Here is a 20,730-nt window from a genome sequence, read left to right as displayed (position 1 = left end):
TATTTTTCAAGCAACAAAGCAACCACTCCCCCGAAATGCAAGTGCAAAATCCTCTAGAATATGATAGAATAAGAGAAAGAACTCTATCAAGGAGAAAATCATGGAAAAACAAACCGTCGCCGTCTTGGGGCCTGGTTCTTGGGGGACTGCCCTTTCACAAGTCTTAAATGACAATGGACACGAGGTACGTATTTGGGGAAATCTTCCCGAGCAAATCAATGAAATTAATACACACCATACTAATAAACAATACTTTAAAGATGTCGTTCTAGACGAAAATATCATTGCCTACACTGACTTAGCAGAGGCATTAAAAGATGTGGATGCGATTTTGTTTGTTGTCCCAACAAAAGTGACACGACTTGTTGCCCAACAAGTTGCAAAAACCTTGGATCATAAGGCTATCATCATGCACGCATCAAAGGGATTAGAACCTGATAGCCATAAACGATTATCAACCATCCTTGAAGAAGAAATTCCTGAACATCTCCGCAGTGATATTGTCGTTGTTTCAGGTCCTAGTCATGCGGAAGAGACCATTGTGCGTGACCTGACTTTAATCACTGCTGCTTCTAAAGATTTACAAACAGCTCAATACGTTCAAGAACTCTTTAGTAATCACTACTTCCGACTTTATACCAATACGGATGTTATTGGAGTTGAAACCGCTGGTGCTCTTAAAAACATTATCGCTGTCGGTGCTGGAGCTTTACATGGTTTAGGATTTGGTGACAATGCCAAGGCAGCCATCATCGCTCGAGGCTTGGCAGAAATTACCCGCCTAGGGGTAGCACTCGGAGCCAGTCCATTGACCTATAGTGGCTTGTCTGGTGTAGGAGATTTGATCGTAACGGGAACCTCCATCCACTCTCGTAACTGGAGAGCTGGAGATGCCCTTGGTCGTGGAGAATCCCTAGCTGATATCGAAGCCAATATGGGCATGGTGATTGAAGGAATTTCAACGACCCGAGCAGCCTATGAACTAGCCCAAGAACTTGGAGTTTATATGCCCATTACACAGGCCATTTACCAAGTTATCTACCACGGAACCAATATCAAAGATGCCATTTATGATATCATGAACAATGAATTTAAAGCAGAAAATGAGTGGTCTTAACCCTCTAAAGAAAGGATTCTTATGACATCAAAAGTTAGAAAGGCAGTCATCCCTGCTGCTGGACTAGGAACTCGATTTTTACCAGCAACCAAGGCACTTGCCAAAGAAATGTTGCCAATTGTAGACAAACCAACTATCCAGTTTATCGTGGAAGAGGCTCTCAAATCAGGTATTGAAGATATTCTGGTTGTCACTGGTAAATCAAAACGTTCTATTGAGGACCACTTTGACTCAAACTTTGAGCTTGAATACAACCTTAAGGAAAAAGGCAAAACGGATTTGTTAAAATTGGTAGATGAAGCAACTGGTATGCGACTTCATTTCATCCGCCAAACTCACCCTCGTGGTCTTGGAGACGCTGTCTTACAAGCCAAAGCTTTTGTAGGAAATGAACCCTTCGTTGTTATGCTGGGTGATGACCTTATGGACATTACAGACGAGAATGCCGTTCCTTTGACAAAACAACTGATGAATGATTACGAGCGGACACACGCATCAACCATTGCTGTCATGCCCGTACCACACGAAGACGTTTCATCATACGGAGTCATTGCTCCTCAAGGCGAAGGAATCAATGGACTCTATAGCGTTGAAACTTTCGTTGAAAAACCAGCTCCCGAAGATGCTCCAAGTGATTTGGCAATCATCGGTCGCTATCTTCTCACACCAGAAATTTTTGATATTCTCGAAAAGCAAGCTCCAGGCGCTGGAAATGAAATCCAGCTTACCGACGCTATTGATACCCTTAATAAAACACAACGTGTTTTCGCCCGTGAATTTACAGGAGCTCGTTACGACGTTGGAGATAAATTCGGCTTTATGAAAACATCTATTGACTACGCCCTCAAGCACCCACAAGTCAAAGATGACTTAAAAGATTACCTCATCCAACTTGGAAAAGAATTGGCTGAGAAGGAATAATACTCTTCGAAAATCTCTTTAAACCACGTCAGCGTCGCCTTACCGTATATATGGTTACTGACTTCGTCAGTCTTATCTGCAACCTCAAAACAGTGTTTTGAGCTGACTTCGTCAATTCTATCTACAACCTCAAAGCAGTGCTTTGAGCAACCTGCTGCTAGTTTCCTAGTTTGCTTTTTGATTTTCATTGAGTATAAAATAAAAAGATAAGGTTCAAAAATGCCTTATCTTTTTTATTACATAACTATTCTTATAAACCTTCACAATCCCATTCCCTTGTAGAGAAGTAAGACTGCGAGTCCTACGAACAAGACTAACGCTACCAGTCTCTGGCTAGCGCTATACATCCGTCTTTCGCCTCGAACTGGAAAGATAACTGCTAGAAATGCTCCACCAACTGCACCTCCGATATGACCTGCTAGACTGATTCCAGGAATCAGAACACTTCCAATAATGTTAACCACAAAAAGTGTCAGATAAGATTGCCCTAGCTGTTGGATATAAGGATTACGCGTTGCATAGCGAAGAACAATAATCGCAGCAAATAGCCCATAGAGAGAAGTAGAAGCTCCCGCTGCTAAGGATTTGGGACTGAACTCAAAAACAAAGAGATTGCCCATCATTCCTGATAAGATATAGAGAAAGAAAAACTTCTTGGATCCAAAAATCTCCTCTACTTGCCTACCAAGATAATAGAGCGAAAGCATATTAACAATGAAATGCTCCCACCCAATATGAACAAAAATGGCAGAGAAGAGACGCCAAATTTGCTCAGGAAAGAGCCGAATAGCAGGCCCATACATGGCTCCAAATCGAAATAAGGTATCCGCCCTGTAAAAGTTTCCTCCTGTGGTCACCAACATTAGTAGAAATACCAAGGCCGTCACTAAGAGGAAGAAACTCGTCACAGGGTAACGCCTATCAAAGATTTCTTTCATCAATCAGTACCTCCTGAACAGGAATATCATGATTTTCAGGGCTAAAGTCCCGAATTTGACAAGGATAAACCGTACTCAAAGTATGACCAGCAAACTGTTTCAGATAGCGGTCATAATAACCTCCACCATAGCCAATCCGATAGCCTTCCATCGTAAAAGCCAGCCCTGGAACATGAATCAAATCAATCTGAGAGGCATCTACCACTTCCAAATCTCCCTGTGGTTCCAGTAATCCAAAGGAAGTTTTTACCAACTGCTGTGGATCATAGACCACAAAGTCCATGCGCCTCTTGGGATAGGTTTTGGGTATCAGAACCTTCTTGCCGTCCCTCAGCGCCTGCTCAATCAGTTCCTGCGTTTGAAACTCATGAGGAAAAGAGAGGTAGGTTGCGATGACCTTAGCTTCTTGGTAAAAGGGGTGTTGTAAAAGTCGCTCAGTTAAAGCTTGGTCTATAAACTGTTTTTGCTCTCGAGGTAAAGCCTTCATTTCTTGTAAGACTTGCTTACGTAATTCCGATTTCATAGACAACCCCTCTACTCTGCTGCTTTCTTTTTCAGGAAACTAGAGACCGCATCCACCCCAATAGCTAAAGCCTCTTCCTTAGGACTCATTTGAGGGTGATGAAGAGCGTAGGGACTATCAATACCCAGCCAAAACATAACGCCATCAACCTTTGAAAGAAGATAACCAAAGTCCTCACCTGTCATAGCTGGCTCGATATCAATCAGCTCGATTCCGTCTTTTTCTTCAAAGAATTCCATCAGTTCACGCGCCAAGGCTGGATTGTTCTCAACAGGTAGGTAACCACCTTGTTTGAGTTCCACTTCAACTTCCATACCAAAGGCAGCTGCAACTCCTTCTGCAACTGTTTTGACCCTTTTTTGCACCAAAAGGCTCATGTCCTGTGTCAAAGCTCGAATAGTTCCATGCAAAAAGGCTGTGTCTGTGATGACATTGTTGGTTGTTCCAGCTTGGAAAACTCCAAAGGTCACCACTGCTCCCTCGATTGGGTTGACATTGCGGCTAACAACTGACTGCACTTGGGTCACAAAGTAACTAGCAGCCACCAAGGCATCATTGGCTTCATGAGGAAAAGCTGCGTGGCCACCTTTGCCTTTGAAACGGATCTTCACCTCACAGGTCCCTGCAAAGAGTGTATGAGTATTAGTCGCAATCTGACCAACCTTCAAATCTGGACGGACATGGAGACCATAAAATTGGTCTGGCAACCAGTCTCCAAAAGCACCATCCTTATACATGAGCATACCACCAGCTTCATTTTCTTCAGCAGGCTGAAACAGAAAGAGCAGATTGTTCTTTGCTTGCTCTTCAAGTGCGCGCTCAAGACAGCCCAAGGCAATGGTCATGTGGAAATCATGTCCACAAGCGTGCATACGACCTTGGTGCTGAGAAGCGAAAGAAAGTCCTGTTTGTTCGACGATAGGAAGACCATCAATATCTGTTCTCCAACCAATGGTACGCTCTGGTTGACTTCCCTGTATATAGATCAAAATCCCTGTCCGCCAAGTACGAACTTGGACAAAATTTTTGCCCGCAGTCAATTTTTCAATTACATCCAGCAGATAAGCCTGAGTCTTGAACTCCTCCAAGCCAATCTCTGGAATCTGGTGCAAATCTCGTCTAGTCTGAATCAAATCTAACATCTATCTATCCTCCTATATAGCAGAAAGAGGCTGGAAAAAGGGTTCCGCCTCTTTATTACTTTTACAATTACAAGGTACGAAGCGCATCTTCTAGCGCTGTTTTTTGTTGGGTTTGGGCATCAATCTCTTTGATGATACGAGCTGGAACACCTGCTACTACCACGTTTTCTGGAACATCTTGGGTAACAATAGCTCCTGCTGCGACAACTGAACCACTACCGATTTGGACTCCTTCGATAACCACTGCATTGGCCCCGATAAGAACATTGTCTCCTACACGCACTGGTTCTGCGCTAGCTGGCTCAATCACACCTGCAAGAACCGCACCTGCACCAACGTGACTGTTTTTCCCAACGATGGCACGGCCACCAAGGATAGCCCCCATGTCAATCATGGTTCCTGCACCGATTTCAGCACCGATATTGATAACTGCTCCCATCATGATAACAGCATTGTCACCAATTTCAACCTGGTCACGGATAATAGCACCTGGCTCAATACGAGCGTTGATATCACGTTTGTCTAGCAAAGGAACTGCAGAATTGCGAGCGTCTTGCTCAACAACATAGTCTTGATTTTCTACCAAACCATCAAGAAGCGGAGCCACGTCCTTCCAGTCTCCAAATAGGACATTCCCTAGTTTGACAACAGAGCTTGGTACAGCAGTTGCGAGTTGTCCCTCAAAGGTTACTTTCACACTGGTTTTCTTTTCAGCATTGGCGATAAATTGGATAATTTCTTGTGCGTTCATTTTTGTAGCAGTCATAAAAGGCCTCTCATTCTTTATAATGATACCTATTCTACCAAAAAAGGCCTCAAATTTGAAGCCTTTTTGTCTGTTTTTAGGTATGATTTTTTAGGGATGTGAGATAAAACGTGCTGTCGGTAAAAGCAAGCCCCTACCGATACAACCTAAAAACAATCTTCACAACTATCTCCCCGTGTTTTATTGACTATTCTAGTATAGCACACTTTTAGAATTAAGAAAAGACTTTTTATCTACTTTCTTTCGCTTCTTCTATAGACAAAAATATCATAGGCAAAATAATCAAGGCCATCGCTAGAAGAAGGGACCAATCCACTACCAATCCTAAGAACAAAACACTCAAGAGAGCAGAAGAGAGAGGTTCACTGGCACTGATAACGGAAACCACCAGAGGAGAAACCAAGGACACAGCCTTCATGGAAATGAAAAAGGCAAAAGCCGTTCCAAAGAAAGCGATGATGAGACAAATCAAGATACTCCAAATATCAAGAGTAAAGGAAAGATGATGCACTGGCGAGAGGACATTGCTAAACAAACCTGCCAAAATCATCCCCCACCCAACCGTAGGAACAAAACCATAGCGCTTCGCAAAAGGTTGGGGTAAGATAACATTAAACATGACCCCCATGGCACTCAGCAAACCCGTCACAAGTGCTAGTGGTGTCATGGATAATCGAGAGAGATCTCCCTTTGTCGCCATCAGGCAAACACCCAACATGGCAACCAAAACATAGAAAATAGCGCTTTTTGACGCTCGTTTTTGATAAACCAAACGATTGTAAAAGAGGATAAAGACAGGACTGATAAACTGTAAAATAGTTGCTGTCGCTGCATTTGAGTATTCTACACAGAGATAGAAAAAATACTGAACTGAAAAAATCCCCAAAATAGCATAGGCCAAAAAGGGCAGGTAATTTTTCTTGTCTCGCCAAATATCAAACACTTGCGATTTTAATTGCATCGCAGACCAAATGAGTACAAGACTTCCTGCCAGTGTCAAACGCATAGAGGTAATCCAGCCCGAAGACACCTGATAATGAGTAAAGAAGTACTCTCCTAAAATCCCACAGATTCCCCAGATTAAGCCGGATAGGAGCGAATAAATGGTTCCTTTAACAATCTTTTTCTGATACTGATTCATACCTTTATTGTAACACGAAAGGAAAAAAGAAAAAAGTGGCAATCTATTGATTAGCCACTTCATTTAGCACAGTTTATAGAACTTATCGTCTCGCCCTTGAAGAAGAAGGTCGTGTAGTACTTGAGTTACTGCTATCGCTAGAACTACTACTTGAACTGCTGGAGCTTGATGGAGTTGGTAGACTCCCCACAATGCTAGACCAAGCATTCTGATAATCCGCATCACTTCCGCCAATAGCAAAGCGATAACTGGTCGTAGGAGCTCCCGCCTTATTAGCCCAATAGCTGGTAACAGTCGAACCTGTGACCTCTACCTCTTTTCCTTCAACAGAAACCTTCCCTGGTTTTTGACCTGTTGATTTCAAGACTTCGGATTTTACGACACTAGGATCTAAAGCGAAGCGCTCGTTCCCCCAAATGCTTGGGGAGGCTTGCTGAATCGCATTTACCAGATGAGCCATGTAATTAGAGTTATTAGAATAACCTGCTCTACGTGAGAGTGAATGATTATCATCATGCCCAATCCAGCCACCCAGGGTTAATCTAGGTGTCGAAAGCATGAGCCACATATTTTCGTCTTGGTTGGTTGTACCAGTCTTCCCAATCCAATCTGCATTAGCCAGACTAGGATTTAAAGAAGTCAGATTCGTCTTGAAGGTTGTTGTCACACGAGAGGATAGAACTTCTCGCAACAAGCCCTGCATAATTGTAGCAGTAGCTTTTGAATAGACTTGAACTGGTTTATCCTGATACTCATACACCACTCTACCATCTGCTGCTTCAATTTTAGAAATCACATGCTTCTGATGATAAACCCCGTTATTAGCTAGGGTCTGATAGCCATTGGTATGCTGGGCAACTGTGACTTCAATACCACCACCCATTGGCAGGCTCTCAATACCGTACTCAGGAATCTCGTAACCCATCTTTTCCATATAACCCTTGACATCAACACCCTTTTCACGGAGCATACGATAGGTCCAGTAAGCAGGGATATTCCATGAATAGTTCAGAGCTTCTCCCAAGGTCATCATTCCTGTTCCCTTGCTATTAGCATACATAATCGGATTGCCATTAGCAAAGTTTGTTGGATAGTTAGAGAGAATCGTTTCACTTCCCATCAAGCCCTGGTCAATAGCAATTCCATAGGCCAGTAAAGGCTTGGTAGTAGAAGCTGGCGAACGTTTGGTATCAAAGGCATGATTATTTTGATTTTCTTGATAATTACGACCACCTACAAAGCCTAGAATAGCACCTGTGTGGTTGTCCATCAGGACATTCCCTACTTCTACACGACCTGTTCCATCGTCTAAAAGATAGCCATAGTCAGCAACCGCACTTTGCATGGCAGAATGAATTTTCTGGTCTATGGTAGTAGTAATCTTATAACCACCATTTTCAATCTCCTTGGCTGCCAAATCACGATAAAACTTCTGAGTTGCCTCATTTTTCAACTCCTTAGCGGAGACATTGTCTCTCTGAGCTAGATAATCATACATACGTTCTTGAGCTTCTGCCAAGGCTGTAAAGTATAAATAGTCTCGTGAAATTCCTGCAACCGTGCCCGATGGTAAAAAGTCCTGTTTAAGGTCATAATCCTTGTATTGAGAATACTCGTCCTTGCTTAATGCACCTGTGCGATACATACTGTAAAGAACTGCCTTAGCCCGTCTCAAGCCTATTTCTAAGTCTTCATCACTCTTCAACTCCCCAGTATTTTCATAAGGAGAGTATGTAATGGGACTCTGTGGAAGTCCTGCTAAAAATGCTGCTTGAGGAACCGTCAACTGACTGGCATCTACACCGAAAATTCCCTCAGCTGCTTGCTGAGCCCCTGCAATATTCTGTCCCTTATTATTTCGGCCAAAGGGAGCCACATTGAGATAGGTCGTTAAAATCTCATCTTTATTCATGGCGCGTTCCAAGGCAAGAGCATCCACAATCTCTGTCGCCTTACGAGCCAAGGTTGGCGCATCCCCAACCACCTGCTGTTTAATCAGTTGCTGGGTCAAGGTTGAACCCCCACTAGAGGAACCCAAACCTACAAATTTCCCCAAGGTCGCACGAATCACCGCCTTGGGCACTACACCCTTATGTTCTTTAAAGTGTTCGTCTTCCGTCGCAATGATAGCCTTCTTCAGATTTTCCGAAATTTGCTCAGATGAGATAGAAGTGCGCAACAAATCACTCTCTATGGAAGCAATCACCGTCCCATCTGCATAGGTAATCTCTGAAATAGAAGAGATGTCCTTGACCTGATGTACCAATTCTTCTGTCTGAGGCACCCGAACCTTGTCAAATAAGGCCACCCCGTACCCCAAAGCAATCCCAGCTCCCAACATTCCTCCTAGAAAACCGAGTACAAAGAGTAAGTTAAATAAGGCTTTTATACTCAGTAAAATAGCTGGAAAAATGGCTGGCCTCTCTAAGGTTTTAGATTTTTTGGTACTTGAACCTTTCTTGTCAGGTCTAGCTAATTTTTTATTTTTTTGTTTTTGCTGGAAAAATTCCAGCATTTTTCGTTTTAATTCATTTAATTGATTTTGCATGGATTTCCTCACTCTATCTATTATACCACAAAAGGGAAACTTTCAATAAAATAGCCACTTTCTTCCCTATTCTGCTAGGCTATTGCCCAAGTTTGTGATACAATAGGTAGAAACAATAATTTTAAAAAGGAGAAAAGACACATGCACATTTTTGATGAGCTAAAAGAGCGTGGTTTGATTTTTCAAACGACTGATGAAGAAGCTTTGCGTAAAGCCCTAGAAGAAGGTCAAGTTTCTTATTATACTGGCTACGATCCAACTGCTGACAGCCTTCACCTAGGCCACCTTGTCGCAATCTTGACAAGTCGTCGCTTGCAACTAGCAGGTCACAAACCTTATGCGCTCGTTGGCGGTGCTACAGGTCTCATCGGAGATCCGTCCTTCAAAGATGCTGAACGTAGTCTCCAAACAAAAGACACAGTAGATGGCTGGGTCAAGTCTATCCAAGGACAACTTTCTCGTTTTCTTGATTTTGAAAATGGCGAAAACAAGGCTGTCATGGTCAACAACTACGACTGGTTTGGCAGCATCAGCTTCATTGACTTCCTCCGTGATATCGGAAAATACTTCACTGTCAACTACATGATGAGCAAGGAATCTGTGAAAAAACGAATTGAAACAGGAATTTCTTACACTGAGTTCGCTTACCAAATCATGCAAGGGTACGACTTCTTCGTCCTTAACCAAGACCATAATGTCACTCTTCAAATCGGTGGTTCTGACCAGTGGGGAAATATGACAGCTGGTACTGAATTGCTTCGTCGTAAGGCTGACAAAACTGGTCACGTTATCACTGTTCCACTGATTACCGATGCAACTGGTAAGAAATTTGGTAAATCAGAAGGAAACGCAGTCTGGCTCAATCCTGAAAAGACTTCTCCATACGAAATGTACCAATTCTGGATGAACGTTATGGACGCTGACGCTGTTCGCTTCTTGAAAATCTTTACTTTCTTGTCACTTGATGAGATTGAAGACATCCGCAAACAATTTGAATCGGCTCCACACGAACGCTTGGCTCAAAAAGTCTTGGCTCGTGAAGTTGTCACACTTGTTCACGGCGAAGAAGCTTACAAAGAAGCCCTCAACATCACTGAACAACTCTTTGCAGGAAACATCAAAAACCTTTCTGTCAAAGAGCTCAAACAAGGACTTCGTGGTGTACCAAACTACCAAGTTCAGGCAGACGAAAACCACAATATCGTGGAACTGCTCGTCTCATCTGGTGTAGTTAACTCAAAACGCCAAGCCCGTGAAGACGTCCAAAACGGAGCTATCTACGTCAACGGCGATCGCATCCAAGACCTTGACTATGTCTTGAGTGACGCAGATAAGTTAGAAAACGAACTGACTGTTATTCGTCGTGGAAAGAAAAAATACTTTGTATTGACTTACTAAACTGTTCAACATTTACCTATAAAAAAAGGAGTTAACCTCGAGAAAGGTAACTCCTTTTTGTTGTTGATAACTCTCATCTATCTATTTTTAATAGACAGGCTACGCAGTACAATGCGCAAGGTTGTTAGATTATGTAAGATAGAGAGATTTGAAGGACTGAGCCAATTAAATAAGCCAAAGCCAATCAAACTACTATTTACGACAACAGTATCTTGAATATTCTTCTTGATGAGTGTTTGCAAAGATGATGATAGCCAATCCAACTCTTGGAAGAAATCCAAACGATTATCTAACAATAAGATATCACTCATCTGCTTAGAAATATCTGCACTCTCATTCATCACCACACCGATATCTGATAGGGTTAGAGCAGCTGAGTCATTCAACCCATCCCCAACCATCAAAATAGTGTGACCTGCTTTCTGCAGTTCCTCTACTAACTCAAATTTCCCATCAGGTTTCAAATCTGTATAAACCTGATCAAAGGGCAAATCTTTGACTAATTCCTCTGTCCTAACCAAGGTGTCCCCTGTTGCCAGAATCAATTTTTTCCCTTGTGCCTTAAGTTTCTCCAAGGCTGCTTTTGCTTCTTTTCTCAAAGGAGTATGAATGCAGAACATTCCAATCAATTCATTCTGATAAGCCAAGAATAAGAGATTGTAGTGACTCTTGTACTCTTCAATTAAAGCATTTTGTTCTGAACTGATATGAATCTGCTCATCCTGCATCAAGACATAATTTCCAATAAGAACTGGTTGGTCATCTATATGAGATTTGATTCCCTTGCTTGCGATATATTGAAGTTTCCCATGCATTTCCTCATGTTCAATCCCCTCTATCTCAGCTTGCTTGACGATGGCATTAGCAATAGGATGATAAATGTGTTCCTCAAGACAGGCACTGATTCTGAGAATATCTTCCTCACTATAGTCCCCAAAAGGTAACACCTTTTCAACTATAGGATAACTAGTTGTGATTGTTCCCGTCTTATCAAACAAGAAAGTATCAACTTCCAGATATTTCTCCAGAACATCCCCATCCTTAATCACCATTTCACGATTCAACCCCTCCTTGATAGCTGTCAAATAAGCTACAGGAGTAGAGATTTTCAAAGAGCAGGAGAAATCGACTAATAGAAAAGAAATAGCCTTAGAAAAAGAACCTGTCAATAGGTAAGTCAGACCAGCCCCCAAGAAATTATATTTGACGACCTTGTCCGCCATCTTGATGAAATAGCGTTGTTTCGTTTTCTTGTTTTCTTCAGATTTCTTCATCAACTCAATCAGTTGTAAAATACGGCTGTTCATCTGATTATCGGTTACACGAATGCGTAACTCTCCAGTTTCTAATACTGTATTTGCACAAACCAAATCAGACTCTCTTTTTTCAACTGGAAAACTCTCTCCCGTCAAGGAACTTTCGTTGACCATACCTAAACCTGAAACCACTTGTCCATCAAACAGAATTTCATTTCCTTGAGATAGGACCAAGACATCTCCTATTTGAACATCGGAACTCTTGATACTAACGACCGTATCGCCCTGCACTAAGAATACATCGCTCTCTTTTGCAAGAAGACTCTGTTCTAAATCTGTTGCAGTTTTTTTCAAGGACCACTGATCTAAATGATTCCCCAAATCAAGCATAAACATGATATTACTTGCCGTCTTGGATTGGTTCATAAACAAGGACAATAAAATCGCCGAACAGTCCAAGACTTCCATCGTTAGTTCCTTACGCGCTAGTGTTTGATAGGCTTCTCTAATATAGCCAAAAGCCTGATAACAAGTCCATATATAGCGAATAGGATACGGCACAAAACTACGAAAAATCATACGCTTAATCGCTGCACCTGAAACAATAGAATAAGCACTCTCTTCTCTACGAATGGGAAGAGTCATCAACTCAGAAACTTTCCCTTTATCAATTCTTTTTAAAAAGGCTTCTGCATTATCTAATACAGAAAAGCCTTCTTTTATGCGTAGAGTAAAGTGCTGTTGATCCATGTAAAACTGGATAGACTCAATCCCCTTTTCATCTCTCGCCAAGGAACGAAGATAGTCTTGAATATCCAAGGTAAGTGAAAAAGAAGATGATAGTCGGATATGTTGGTATCCTCTATGTAGCACTTTAAAAGACATATTATTCTCCTATAAGGCTATCTAATTGCTCTTCTTTTTTCTCTTGCTCGTACAAATATTTGGCATCTTGCAAGACATCGTCTCCATGTTGTTTCACAACAGAAACAGATGCATCTAGCTCGTCTTTCAACTTGTAAGCCTTAGCCAAGGCTTTAGAATAACCTTTTTTAGCTTCCTTACTTGCCAAGATTTTCAAACCAAGGGTACCAAATGCGACACCACCCAAAAAGAGTGATGATTTTTTCGCAACTTTTGCGACGCTTAATACTTCTTTTAACATACTTATTTCCTCCTTATCATTATTATATAACATTTTGGATATAAAAGCAATTTAATTTTGGCACTTTGAAAAGTAATGATACTACTATTTAATTTTATTACAAATCATCCTAAAGTTGCTTTCATTTGCCTCTTTTGATACACTTAAACTATGAATACAAATCTCAAACCCAAACTCCAGCGTTTTGCTTCTGCTAGTGCTTTTGCCTGTCCTATCTGTCAAGAAAATTTGGCCTTGGTAGAATCTAGTCTTAAATGTGAGAATCGGCATTCTTTTGACTTGGCTAAATTTGGCTATGTCAATCTGGCACCTCAAATTAAGCAATCTGACAACTACGACAAGGAAAACTTTCAAAACCGCCAACAAATCCTAGAAGCCGGTTTTTACCAAGCTATCTTAGATGCTGTATCTGACTTGCTTGCAAGCTCAAAAACTACCACAACAATTTTGGATATCGGTTGTGGTGAAGGTTTCTATTCTCGCAAACTACAAGAAAGTCACTCTGAAAAAACTTTCTATGCCTTTGACATCTCCAAAGATTCCGTCCAAATCGCTGCCAAGAGCGAACCCAACTGGGCAGTCAATTGGTTCGTTGGTGACTTAGCTCGTCTTCCTATAAAAGACGCCAGCATGGATATCTTGCTTGATATCTTCTCACCTGCCAACTATGGAGAATTTCGTCGCGTTTTATCCAAAGACGGTATCTTGATAAAGGTTATCCCAACTGAAAATCACCTCAAGGAAATCCGTCAGAAGGTACAGAACCAGCTGACAAACAAGGATTACTCTAATCAAGACATCAAAAATCATTTCCAAGAACACTTTACCATCCTATCTAGTCAAACTGCCTCTCTGACTAAGACTATCACAGCAGAACAACTCCAAGCCTTACTCAGTATGACTCCTCTCCTCTTTCACGTTGACCAGACCAAGATTGACTGGAGCCAACTGACAGAGATTACCATTGAGGCAGAGATTCTGGTTGGGAAAGTACTATAATTGACACAAAAAACCGCATTTCAAGAAGATCTGCGGTTTTAAATTTCAATTTTTAAACTATCTATCCCAAAAGTCTAAAACATTTAAAGCTTTTAGCTTCTCCATTTATTTTCGATTCGAAATAATAAATTTATCAATAAATAGCAATTGATATAAGGCAAGTACAGATCCCCAGAAACTCCCTCGAAGCGAGATTTCTTGATGATTGAGAGGAAACAAATCATGGTTACCTATATAGAGGCAGATCAAAATAACAAATAAAATCCAAAATAAATCCGTCCATTTATATTTTGAAAAATATTTTTTAACATAATAGCACATTTTCTTGACTACAATAACATTATATGATAAAATGTAAGCGGATACAAATAAAAAGGAGGATTGATATTATGAACGAAAAAAAACATACATATTTTATTTGTGCAAGTATTATTATTTCATCTATAATTTTAGGACTCTTTATTTATAAAGGAATTTATGACGGATTTGACGTTTTGGGTCAATTTACAAACGATGGCCTCAGGGTAATTAGTACTAATATTAGTACTGTTGGTAATAATATTAGTAATAATAGGTAGTTAATAGTAATAGAATTCAAACAAAAAACGGTAATTTAGTGAATGAACTGCACCCCAAAAGTTAGACAGAAAAAAATCTAACTTTTGGGGTGTTTTTATCATGAAGTTAACTTATGATGATAAAGTTCAGATCTATGAACTTAGAAAACAAGGATATAGCTTAGAGAAGCTTTCAAATAAATTTGGGATAAACAATTCTAATATTAGGTACATGATTAAATTGATTGATCGTTATGGAATAGAGTTCGTCAAAAAAGGAAAAAATCGTTACTATTCTCCTGATTTAAAACAAGAAATGATTCATAAAGTCATACATGAAGGCTGGACTAAAGATAGAGTTTCTCTTGAATACGGCCTCCCAAGTCGTACGATACTTCTTAATTGGCTAGCACAATACAGGAAAAACGGGTATACTATTGTTGAGAAAACAAGAGGGAGAGTACCTAAAATGGGACGTAAGCCAAAAAAGAAACCTGAAGAGAGAACAGAATTAGAACGTCTTCAAGCAGAAAATGAGTACCTGAGAGCGGAGAATGCTATCCTAAAAAAGTTAAGAGAACTCCGATTGAAGGAGGAAAAAGAGAAAGAAGAAAGACAGAAATTGTTCAAGAATTAATGACTGAGTTTTCGTTAGATATTCTTCTAAAAGTCATTAAACTAGCTCGTTCGACCTACTACTATCACTTGAAACAGCTAGATAAACCAGATAAGGACCGAGAGCTTAAAGCTGAAATTCAATTCATTTTTATCGAACACAAGGGAAATTATGGTTATCGTCGGGTTCATTTAGAACTAAGAAATCGTGGTTATATGGTAAACCAGAAAAGAGTTCAACGCTTGATGAAAGTACTCAATTTACAAGCTAAAATGCGACAGAAACGAAAATATTCTTCTCATAAAGGAGATGTTGGCAAGAAGGCAGAGAATCTCATTCAACGTCAATTTGAAGGCTCTAAAGTAATGGAAAAGTGCTACACAGATGTGACAGAATTTGCCATTCCAGCAAGTACTCAAAAGCTTTACTTATCACCAGTTTTAGATGGCTTTAATAGCGAAATTATCGCCTATAATCTTTCAACTTCACCCAACTTAGAACAAGTAAAAACAATGTTGGAACAGGCATTCACAGAGAAACGCTACGAGAATACCTTTCTCCATAGTGACCAAGGCTGGCAATACCAACACGATTCTTATCATCAGTTTCTTGAGGGTAAGGGAATTCAAGCATCCATGTCACGTAAGGGTAACAGCCCAGACAACGGTATGATGGAGTCCTTCTTTGGGATTTTGAAATCGGAAATGTTTTACGGTTATGAGAAGTCGTTTCAGTCGCTTAAGCAATTGGAACAAGCCATTGTAGACTATATTGATTACTACAACAATAAACGAATTAAGGTAAAACTAAAAGGACTCAGTCCTGTGCAATACAGAACTAAATCCTTAATCTTATGCGTTTTGTTATGCAAAAATCGCTGGAGTTTCTATACACATTAAGAGGAAATATTTGAAACCAATTCTTTTAATAGCCATTGAATACCATATATTACATTTACCCCAAATATGATATAGGCCGTATAAATCAAGTATTTCGATTTCTCCCGTCTCAAAGAATAGATCTTGTACAAAATAGATAAATTTAAAATAATAAATAACAGAGACAAAATCTTCCCCCAAAAATCAATCATAAAGGTAGGCAGTCAAGCATAGTTCTAATCTTTATTTTCGATTCGAGATAACAAACTTATCAATGAACAATAAGTGATATAAGGCCAGTACCAAACCCCAGAAACTACCTCGAAGAGAGATTTCTTGATGATTGAGAGGAAGCAAATCGTGGTTACCTATATAGAGGCAGGTCAAAATAACAAATAGTATCCAAAATAAATCCGTCCATTTATATTTTGAAAAATATTTTTTCCACATAAAAACACCTTCTTTCCTACAATTATATTATAATACTTTATGTAAGCGAATACAAGAGATGTGAAGCTGAAGACAGTAAAAACCAGCATTTAAAGCCTTCACTGTATCTAGGATTTCCCTATTTTTAGACAGAATTAACCAAAATCCACAGCATTTAAAAAAGCGAATTTCAATCGAAACTCGCTTTTTTACAAAATGTATTAGTATGAATTTGTATCTTAGTTCAAGTGCCAGATGTCTTCGTTATACTGAGCGATTGTACGGTCAGATGAGAAGAATCCTGCTTTAGAAATATTAACGATAACTTTATCCAACCATGCGTCACGGTCTTCGTAGTCAGCCAACATTTGCTCTTTGACTTTGATGTAATCTTCTAAGTCAAGAAGAGTCATGAACCAGTCTTTGTTGATCAATTCATTGTAAAGACGTTCCAAGCGCTCTTTGTTTCCAGCTGCAAGAACTGCATCGCTAACGATGAAGTCAACCAATGGTTTGATAGCTTTACGAGCGTAGAATTCGCTTGATTTGTAAGCTGCTTTTGCGTAAAGGTCGATAACAGTTTCTGAATCTTCACCAAAGATGTAAATGTTTTCGTCGCCAACCAACTCAGCGATTTCTACGTTAGCACCGTCCATAGTACCAAGAGTCAAAGCTCCGTTCAACATGAATTTCATGTTACCAGTACCTGAAGCTTCTTTAGAAGCAAGTGAGATTTGTTCTGAGATATCACATGCTGGGATAAGGAAGCTTGCTGCAGTAACGTTGTAGTTTTCAACCATAACTACTTGCAGGTGTGGAGCTACTGCTGGATCATTAGCAATAACTTCTGACATGCAAAGGATTAAATGGATAATGTCTTGAGCGATTGTGTAGGCTGGAGCTGCTTTACCACCAAAGAAGATTGTAATTGGGCGAGCAGGAATGTTACCAGCTTTAATGTCAAGGTATTTGTGGATCACGTACAAGGCGTTCATTTGTTGGCGTTTGTACTCGTGAAGACGTTTGATTTGGATGTCAAAGATAGAGTTTGGATTGATTTCCACACCTTGGTGTTCTTTCAAGTGACGAGCCAATTTACGTTTGTTGTGAGCCTTGATGCTTTCCAATTTTTCTTTGACAGCTGCTTTGTCTTCATAAGACAAAAGTTTTTCAAGCTCATCTGCTTCATGGTGCCAACCGTCTCCAAGAATCTCATCCAAGTAGTGAGACAAGCTTGGGTTAGCATGCATGAGCCAACGACGGAAAGTGATACCGTTTGTTTTGTTGTTGAATTTTTCTGGGTAAAGGTCGTAGAAGGCTTTCAACTCAGAGTTTTTCAAGATTTCAGTGTGGAGTGCTGCTACCCCGTTAACGCTGTATCCGTAGTGGATATCCATGTGAGCCATGTGAACACGTCCGCTCTCGTCAATAATTTGAACAGCTGGATCTTTCACTTCTGCTTTCACGCGACGGTCCAATTCTTTAATGATTGGTACCAAGTGAGGAACCACTTCTTGCAAGAATTCAAGAGGCCATTTTTCAAGGGCTTCAGCAAGGATTGTGTGGTTAGTGTAGGCAGTCATGCTACGAACGATTGAGATTGCTTCGTCAAGCTCGATACCACGTGCAGTCAAAAGACGAATCAATTCAGGGATAACCATTGATGGGTGAGTATCGTTGATTTGTACAACTGCGTAGTCAGCAAGGTCATGCAAGTTGCTTCCTTTTTCGATTGCTTCGTCGATGATCAATTGCGCACCGTTTGAAACCATGAAGTATTGTTGGAAGATACGGAGCAATTCACCTTGACGGTCACTATCATCTGGGTAAAGGAAGAGAGTCAAGTTGCGAGCGATATCTGTCTTGTCAAAGCTGATACCGTCTTTAATAATAGAAGAATCAACTGAATCCAAGTCAAACAAACGCAAGCGGTTTTTAGTTGCTGTTTCATAACCAGTAACATCAATATCGTAAAGAGTTGATGTCAAAGTAAAATCTGCAAATGGTACTTGGTAGCTACGGCTTGAGCGAACCAACCAGTTTTGCTCTGTCAACCATGCATTTGGAATTGTTTCTTGTTGGTTGTTTTTAAGAACTTGTTGGAAAAGACCAAAGTGGTAGTTAAGACCAACACCGTCACCATTCAAACCAAGAGTCGCAATTGAGTCGATAAAGCAGGCAGCCAAACGTCCCAAACCACCATTACCAAGAGATGGTTCCAATTCAACTTCTTCGACTTCGATCAAGTCTTTACCTGCAGCTGCAAGTTCTTTTTTAACATCGTCGTAAAGTCCAAGGTTGATCAAGTTGTTTGACAAGAGTTTACCAATCAAGAACTCAGCTGAGATGTAGTAAACTTTTTTCTTACCAGTGTTAACTGGTTTTTGGCTACTTGCAAGCTTGCTGTAGTTAAGAAGAGCAAGGTAAAGCTCTTCATTGCTACATTCTGCAATGGTTTTATTGTAACGATTTTGTACAAATTCTTGTAGTGATAACATGTTTAAGATGTCTCCTGATATTGTATTATTTCTTTAATTCTACCAAATTTTCATTGATTCGGCGATAGATTGTTGTCAAGTCAAGCAAACCTTCCTCGACAGCTGGTGTCAATTGATCTTCAGTCATACGCCAAGACCAGTTTCCACCAAGGGTAGATGGGAAGTTCATACGAGCTGTCTCATCCAATTCTAGCAAATCTTGCATAGTTGCAATTGCCATGAAGCTAACTGATGAAAAGACTGTACGAAGCATAGCATGTGGCACTGTTTCATACTCTTTACGGTTCGTGTAACGAGCCATGTACTCACGAGTTGCATCATCAATCTCGTTACGGTACCAACCAAGGACCGTATTGTTATCGTGTGTTCCTGTGTACATAACTGAGTTAGCAGGTGCCAAGTGTGGGCTATCGATGCTTTCGTCTTCTGGGTTGAAGGCAAATTGAAGAATCTTCATTCCTGGGAAGCCAGTACGTTCACGCAATTCGATAACTTCGTCTGTCATGAAACCAAGGTCTTCTGCGATGATGTTTAACTCACCAAGTTCTTCCTTAACGGCTGCAAAAAGCTTGTAGCCCGGACCTTTCACCCACTCACCAGGTGCTGCTGTATCGGAACCAGCAGGGATTTCCCAGTAAGATTCGAAGCCGCGGAAGTGGTCGATACGAACGATGTCGTAGATTTTGAAGCTTTCACGCAAGCGTTCAATCCACCATTTGTAACCGTCTTTATCCATTGCTTCCCAGTCATAGATTGGGTTACCCCAAAGCTGACCAGTTGCAGAAAATTCATCTGGTGGGCATCCTGCGATGCAAGTTGCCTTACCGTTAACATCTGTCTTGAAGAGATGTGGATTTGCCCACATATCGCTTGAATCTTCCGCTACGTAGATTGGCATGTCTCCAACGATTTCGATGTGGTTGTCGTTAGCGTAAGCTTTCAATTTCAACCATTGTTGGAAGAAGAAGTATTGAGTCACACGGTGGTAAACCAATTTGTCTGCCAATTGCTCACGGTAGCTTTCAAGTGCTGAAGCTTTACGAGCACGAGCATCTGCATCTGGCCATTCAGTCCAAGCAAGATTGTCAAAATGCTCTTTGATAGCCATATACTCAGCAAAGAGCTCAAGCCATGATTGGTTGTCTTGAGCAAATTTCTCAAAATCTTTAACATCTCCGACTTCAAAGAAACGTTTCACCGCTTTTTCCAAAAGAGGACGACGTGCATAGTAAATCTTAGCATAGTCAACTTCAGACGCATCGCTACCAAAGTCAACTCCTTCAAGGTCACTTGCTTCCAATAAACCTTGCTCCACCAAGATATCCAAATCGATAAAATGAGTATTTCCTGCGAAGGCTGAGAAAGACTGGTAAGGAGAATCTCCGTAACTAGTTGTTCCTAATGGAAGGATTTGCCAGTAACGTTGTTTTGTGCGAACCAAGAAATCAACGAAGTCGTAAGCACTTTGACCAAATGATCCGATTCCGTAGGCTCCTGGGAGAGAAGAGATGTGCATCAACACACCACTTTGACGTTTTTTCATAATAGCACCTCATGTGTTAAAATAATGGAACGTTGCGTATTTTAGCAGACGCAAACGTTTGCGTTACTTATAATTATACTCCTTTTCAAACATAATTGCAAGCGTTTTTAAAAAAACTTTTTTGATTATTTTTAAGGAGACTAACCCATTTTAGCAAAGATAACTTATACTCAATGAAAATCAAAGAGCAAACTAGGAAACTAGCCGCAGGCTGTACTTGAGTACGGCAAGGCGACGTTGACGCGGTTTGAATTTGATTTTCGAAGAGTATTAAAACTATCTAATCCTAAAGTTT

Annotated in this window: 19 protein-coding genes; 6 read left to right on the top strand and 13 right to left on the bottom strand. The window is 40.5% G+C overall.

Translation table 11 applies throughout. From position 1 onward, the window contains the following. The first annotated feature begins 100 nt into the window (after window positions 1-100). Together ACLV7Q_RS00850 and galU are read left to right on the top strand one after the other, a co-directional pair. On the top strand, window positions 101-1,117 hold the full coding sequence (locus ACLV7Q_RS00850; RefSeq protein WP_004258896.1) for an NAD(P)H-dependent glycerol-3-phosphate dehydrogenase: 1,017 nt from the start codon (window positions 101-103) through the stop codon (window positions 1,115-1,117). A gap of 21 nt (window positions 1,118-1,138) precedes the next feature. After that, complete coding sequence (gene galU, locus ACLV7Q_RS00845) at window positions 1,139-2,038, top strand: UTP--glucose-1-phosphate uridylyltransferase GalU (RefSeq protein WP_050391127.1); 900 nt, start codon at window positions 1,139-1,141, stop codon at window positions 2,036-2,038. Here galU and ACLV7Q_RS00840 read toward each other — a convergent pair. From ACLV7Q_RS00840 to pbp1b, 7 genes are all read right to left on the bottom strand, one after another. Next, entirely contained in the window at window positions 1,996-2,226 is a 231-nt protein-coding gene (locus ACLV7Q_RS00840) for a hypothetical protein (RefSeq protein WP_225904725.1), read from the bottom strand. The genes galU and ACLV7Q_RS00840 overlap by 43 nt on opposite strands. A gap of 72 nt (window positions 2,227-2,298) precedes the next feature. Continuing rightward, complete coding sequence (locus ACLV7Q_RS00835) at window positions 2,299-2,976, bottom strand: rhomboid family intramembrane serine protease (RefSeq protein WP_218757570.1); 678 nt, start codon at window positions 2,974-2,976, stop codon at window positions 2,299-2,301. Beyond that, a complete protein-coding gene (locus tag ACLV7Q_RS00830; protein ID WP_218757569.1) occupies window positions 2,960-3,499 on the bottom strand; it encodes a 5-formyltetrahydrofolate cyclo-ligase in 540 nt (179 codons plus the stop codon). Before ACLV7Q_RS00830 ends, ACLV7Q_RS00835 begins: the two co-directional genes overlap by 17 nt. An 11-nt stretch (window positions 3,500-3,510) precedes the next feature. Further along, the gene (locus ACLV7Q_RS00825; RefSeq protein ID WP_218757568.1) at window positions 3,511-4,641 is read right to left on the bottom strand and encodes an N-acetyldiaminopimelate deacetylase; all 1,131 of its coding nucleotides are present in this window, start codon (window positions 4,639-4,641) and stop codon (window positions 3,511-3,513) included. A gap of 67 nt (window positions 4,642-4,708) precedes the next feature. Next, the gene (gene dapD, locus ACLV7Q_RS00820) at window positions 4,709-5,407 is read right to left on the bottom strand and encodes a 2,3,4,5-tetrahydropyridine-2,6-dicarboxylate N-acetyltransferase (RefSeq protein WP_049552476.1); all 699 of its coding nucleotides are present in this window, start codon (window positions 5,405-5,407) and stop codon (window positions 4,709-4,711) included. 229 nt (window positions 5,408-5,636) lie between these two features. Further along, entirely contained in the window at window positions 5,637-6,548 is a 912-nt protein-coding gene (locus ACLV7Q_RS00815; protein ID WP_218757567.1) for a DMT family transporter, read from the bottom strand. 82 nt (window positions 6,549-6,630) lie between these two features. After that, entirely contained in the window at window positions 6,631-9,096 is a 2,466-nt protein-coding gene (gene pbp1b / locus ACLV7Q_RS00810) for a penicillin-binding protein PBP1B (protein ID WP_218757566.1), read from the bottom strand. A 141-nt stretch (window positions 9,097-9,237) separates the two neighbouring features. Between pbp1b and tyrS the strand changes: the two genes are divergently transcribed. Then, entirely contained in the window at window positions 9,238-10,494 is a 1,257-nt protein-coding gene (tyrS, locus tag ACLV7Q_RS00805; RefSeq protein ID WP_050116740.1) for a tyrosine--tRNA ligase, read from the top strand. Window positions 10,495-10,571: 77 nt separating this feature from the next. On the opposite strand, the gene ACLV7Q_RS00800 is transcribed toward tyrS, so the two are convergent. Both ACLV7Q_RS00800 and ACLV7Q_RS00795 read right to left on the bottom strand, forming a co-directional pair. Beyond that, window positions 10,572-12,635 (bottom strand): heavy metal translocating P-type ATPase, encoded by a 2,064-nt coding sequence (locus ACLV7Q_RS00800; RefSeq protein ID WP_050116739.1) that lies wholly within the window; start codon window positions 12,633-12,635, stop codon window positions 10,572-10,574. Window position 12,636: 1 nt separating this feature from the next. Then, complete coding sequence (locus ACLV7Q_RS00795; protein WP_000910903.1) at window positions 12,637-12,915, bottom strand: DUF6110 family protein; 279 nt, start codon at window positions 12,913-12,915, stop codon at window positions 12,637-12,639. Window positions 12,916-13,065: 150 nt separating this feature from the next. On the opposite strand from ACLV7Q_RS00795, the gene ACLV7Q_RS00790 reads away from it, so the two are divergent. Continuing rightward, complete coding sequence (locus tag ACLV7Q_RS00790; RefSeq protein ID WP_050116738.1) at window positions 13,066-13,914, top strand: putative RNA methyltransferase; 849 nt, start codon at window positions 13,066-13,068, stop codon at window positions 13,912-13,914. A gap of 105 nt (window positions 13,915-14,019) precedes the next feature. Here ACLV7Q_RS00790 and ACLV7Q_RS00785 read toward each other — a convergent pair whose 3' ends face one another. Then, window positions 14,020-14,235, bottom strand: a complete 216-nt coding sequence (locus ACLV7Q_RS00785) for a hypothetical protein (protein WP_078375516.1) — start codon at window positions 14,233-14,235, stop codon at window positions 14,020-14,022. 68 nt (window positions 14,236-14,303) lie between these two features. Here ACLV7Q_RS00785 and ACLV7Q_RS00780 point away from each other — a divergent pair, with 68 nt between their 5' ends. Then, window positions 14,304-14,492: a hypothetical protein gene (locus ACLV7Q_RS00780; protein ID WP_050116737.1), complete on the top strand. Its 189-nt coding sequence runs from the start codon at window positions 14,304-14,306 to the stop codon at window positions 14,490-14,492. 100 nt (window positions 14,493-14,592) lie between these two features. Further along, a protein-coding gene (locus ACLV7Q_RS00775) for an IS3 family transposase (protein ID WP_218757565.1) occupies window positions 14,593-15,986 on the top strand; the annotation gives its coding sequence in 2 pieces (ribosomal slippage) (window positions 14,593-15,043 and window positions 15,043-15,986; 1,395 coding nt in all). 222 nt (window positions 15,987-16,208) lie between these two features. Here the strand turns inward: ACLV7Q_RS00775 and ACLV7Q_RS00770 are convergent. The 3 genes from ACLV7Q_RS00770 to malQ form a co-directional block, all read right to left on the bottom strand. After that, the gene (locus tag ACLV7Q_RS00770) at window positions 16,209-16,415 is read right to left on the bottom strand and encodes a hypothetical protein (protein WP_050116734.1); all 207 of its coding nucleotides are present in this window, start codon (window positions 16,413-16,415) and stop codon (window positions 16,209-16,211) included. 218 nt (window positions 16,416-16,633) lie between these two features. Further along, window positions 16,634-18,892: a glycogen/starch/alpha-glucan family phosphorylase gene (gene glgP, locus ACLV7Q_RS00765; protein ID WP_050116733.1), complete on the bottom strand. Its 2,259-nt coding sequence runs from the start codon at window positions 18,890-18,892 to the stop codon at window positions 16,634-16,636. Between the two features lie 25 nt (window positions 18,893-18,917). Then, window positions 18,918-20,435 carry a 4-alpha-glucanotransferase gene (malQ, locus tag ACLV7Q_RS00760; protein WP_172933847.1) on the bottom strand — a complete coding sequence of 506 codons (1,518 nt, stop codon included), beginning with the start codon at window positions 20,433-20,435 and terminating at the stop codon, window positions 18,918-18,920. Between the last annotated feature and the right edge of the window lie 295 nt (window positions 20,436-20,730).

The sequence above is a fragment of the Streptococcus mitis genome, from assembly GCF_965111725.1.
Classification (GTDB): domain Bacteria; phylum Bacillota; class Bacilli; order Lactobacillales; family Streptococcaceae; genus Streptococcus; species Streptococcus mitis_DV.
The sequence above is the reverse complement of the archived record's forward strand: the minus strand, read 5'-3'. Positions and strand labels throughout refer to the sequence as shown.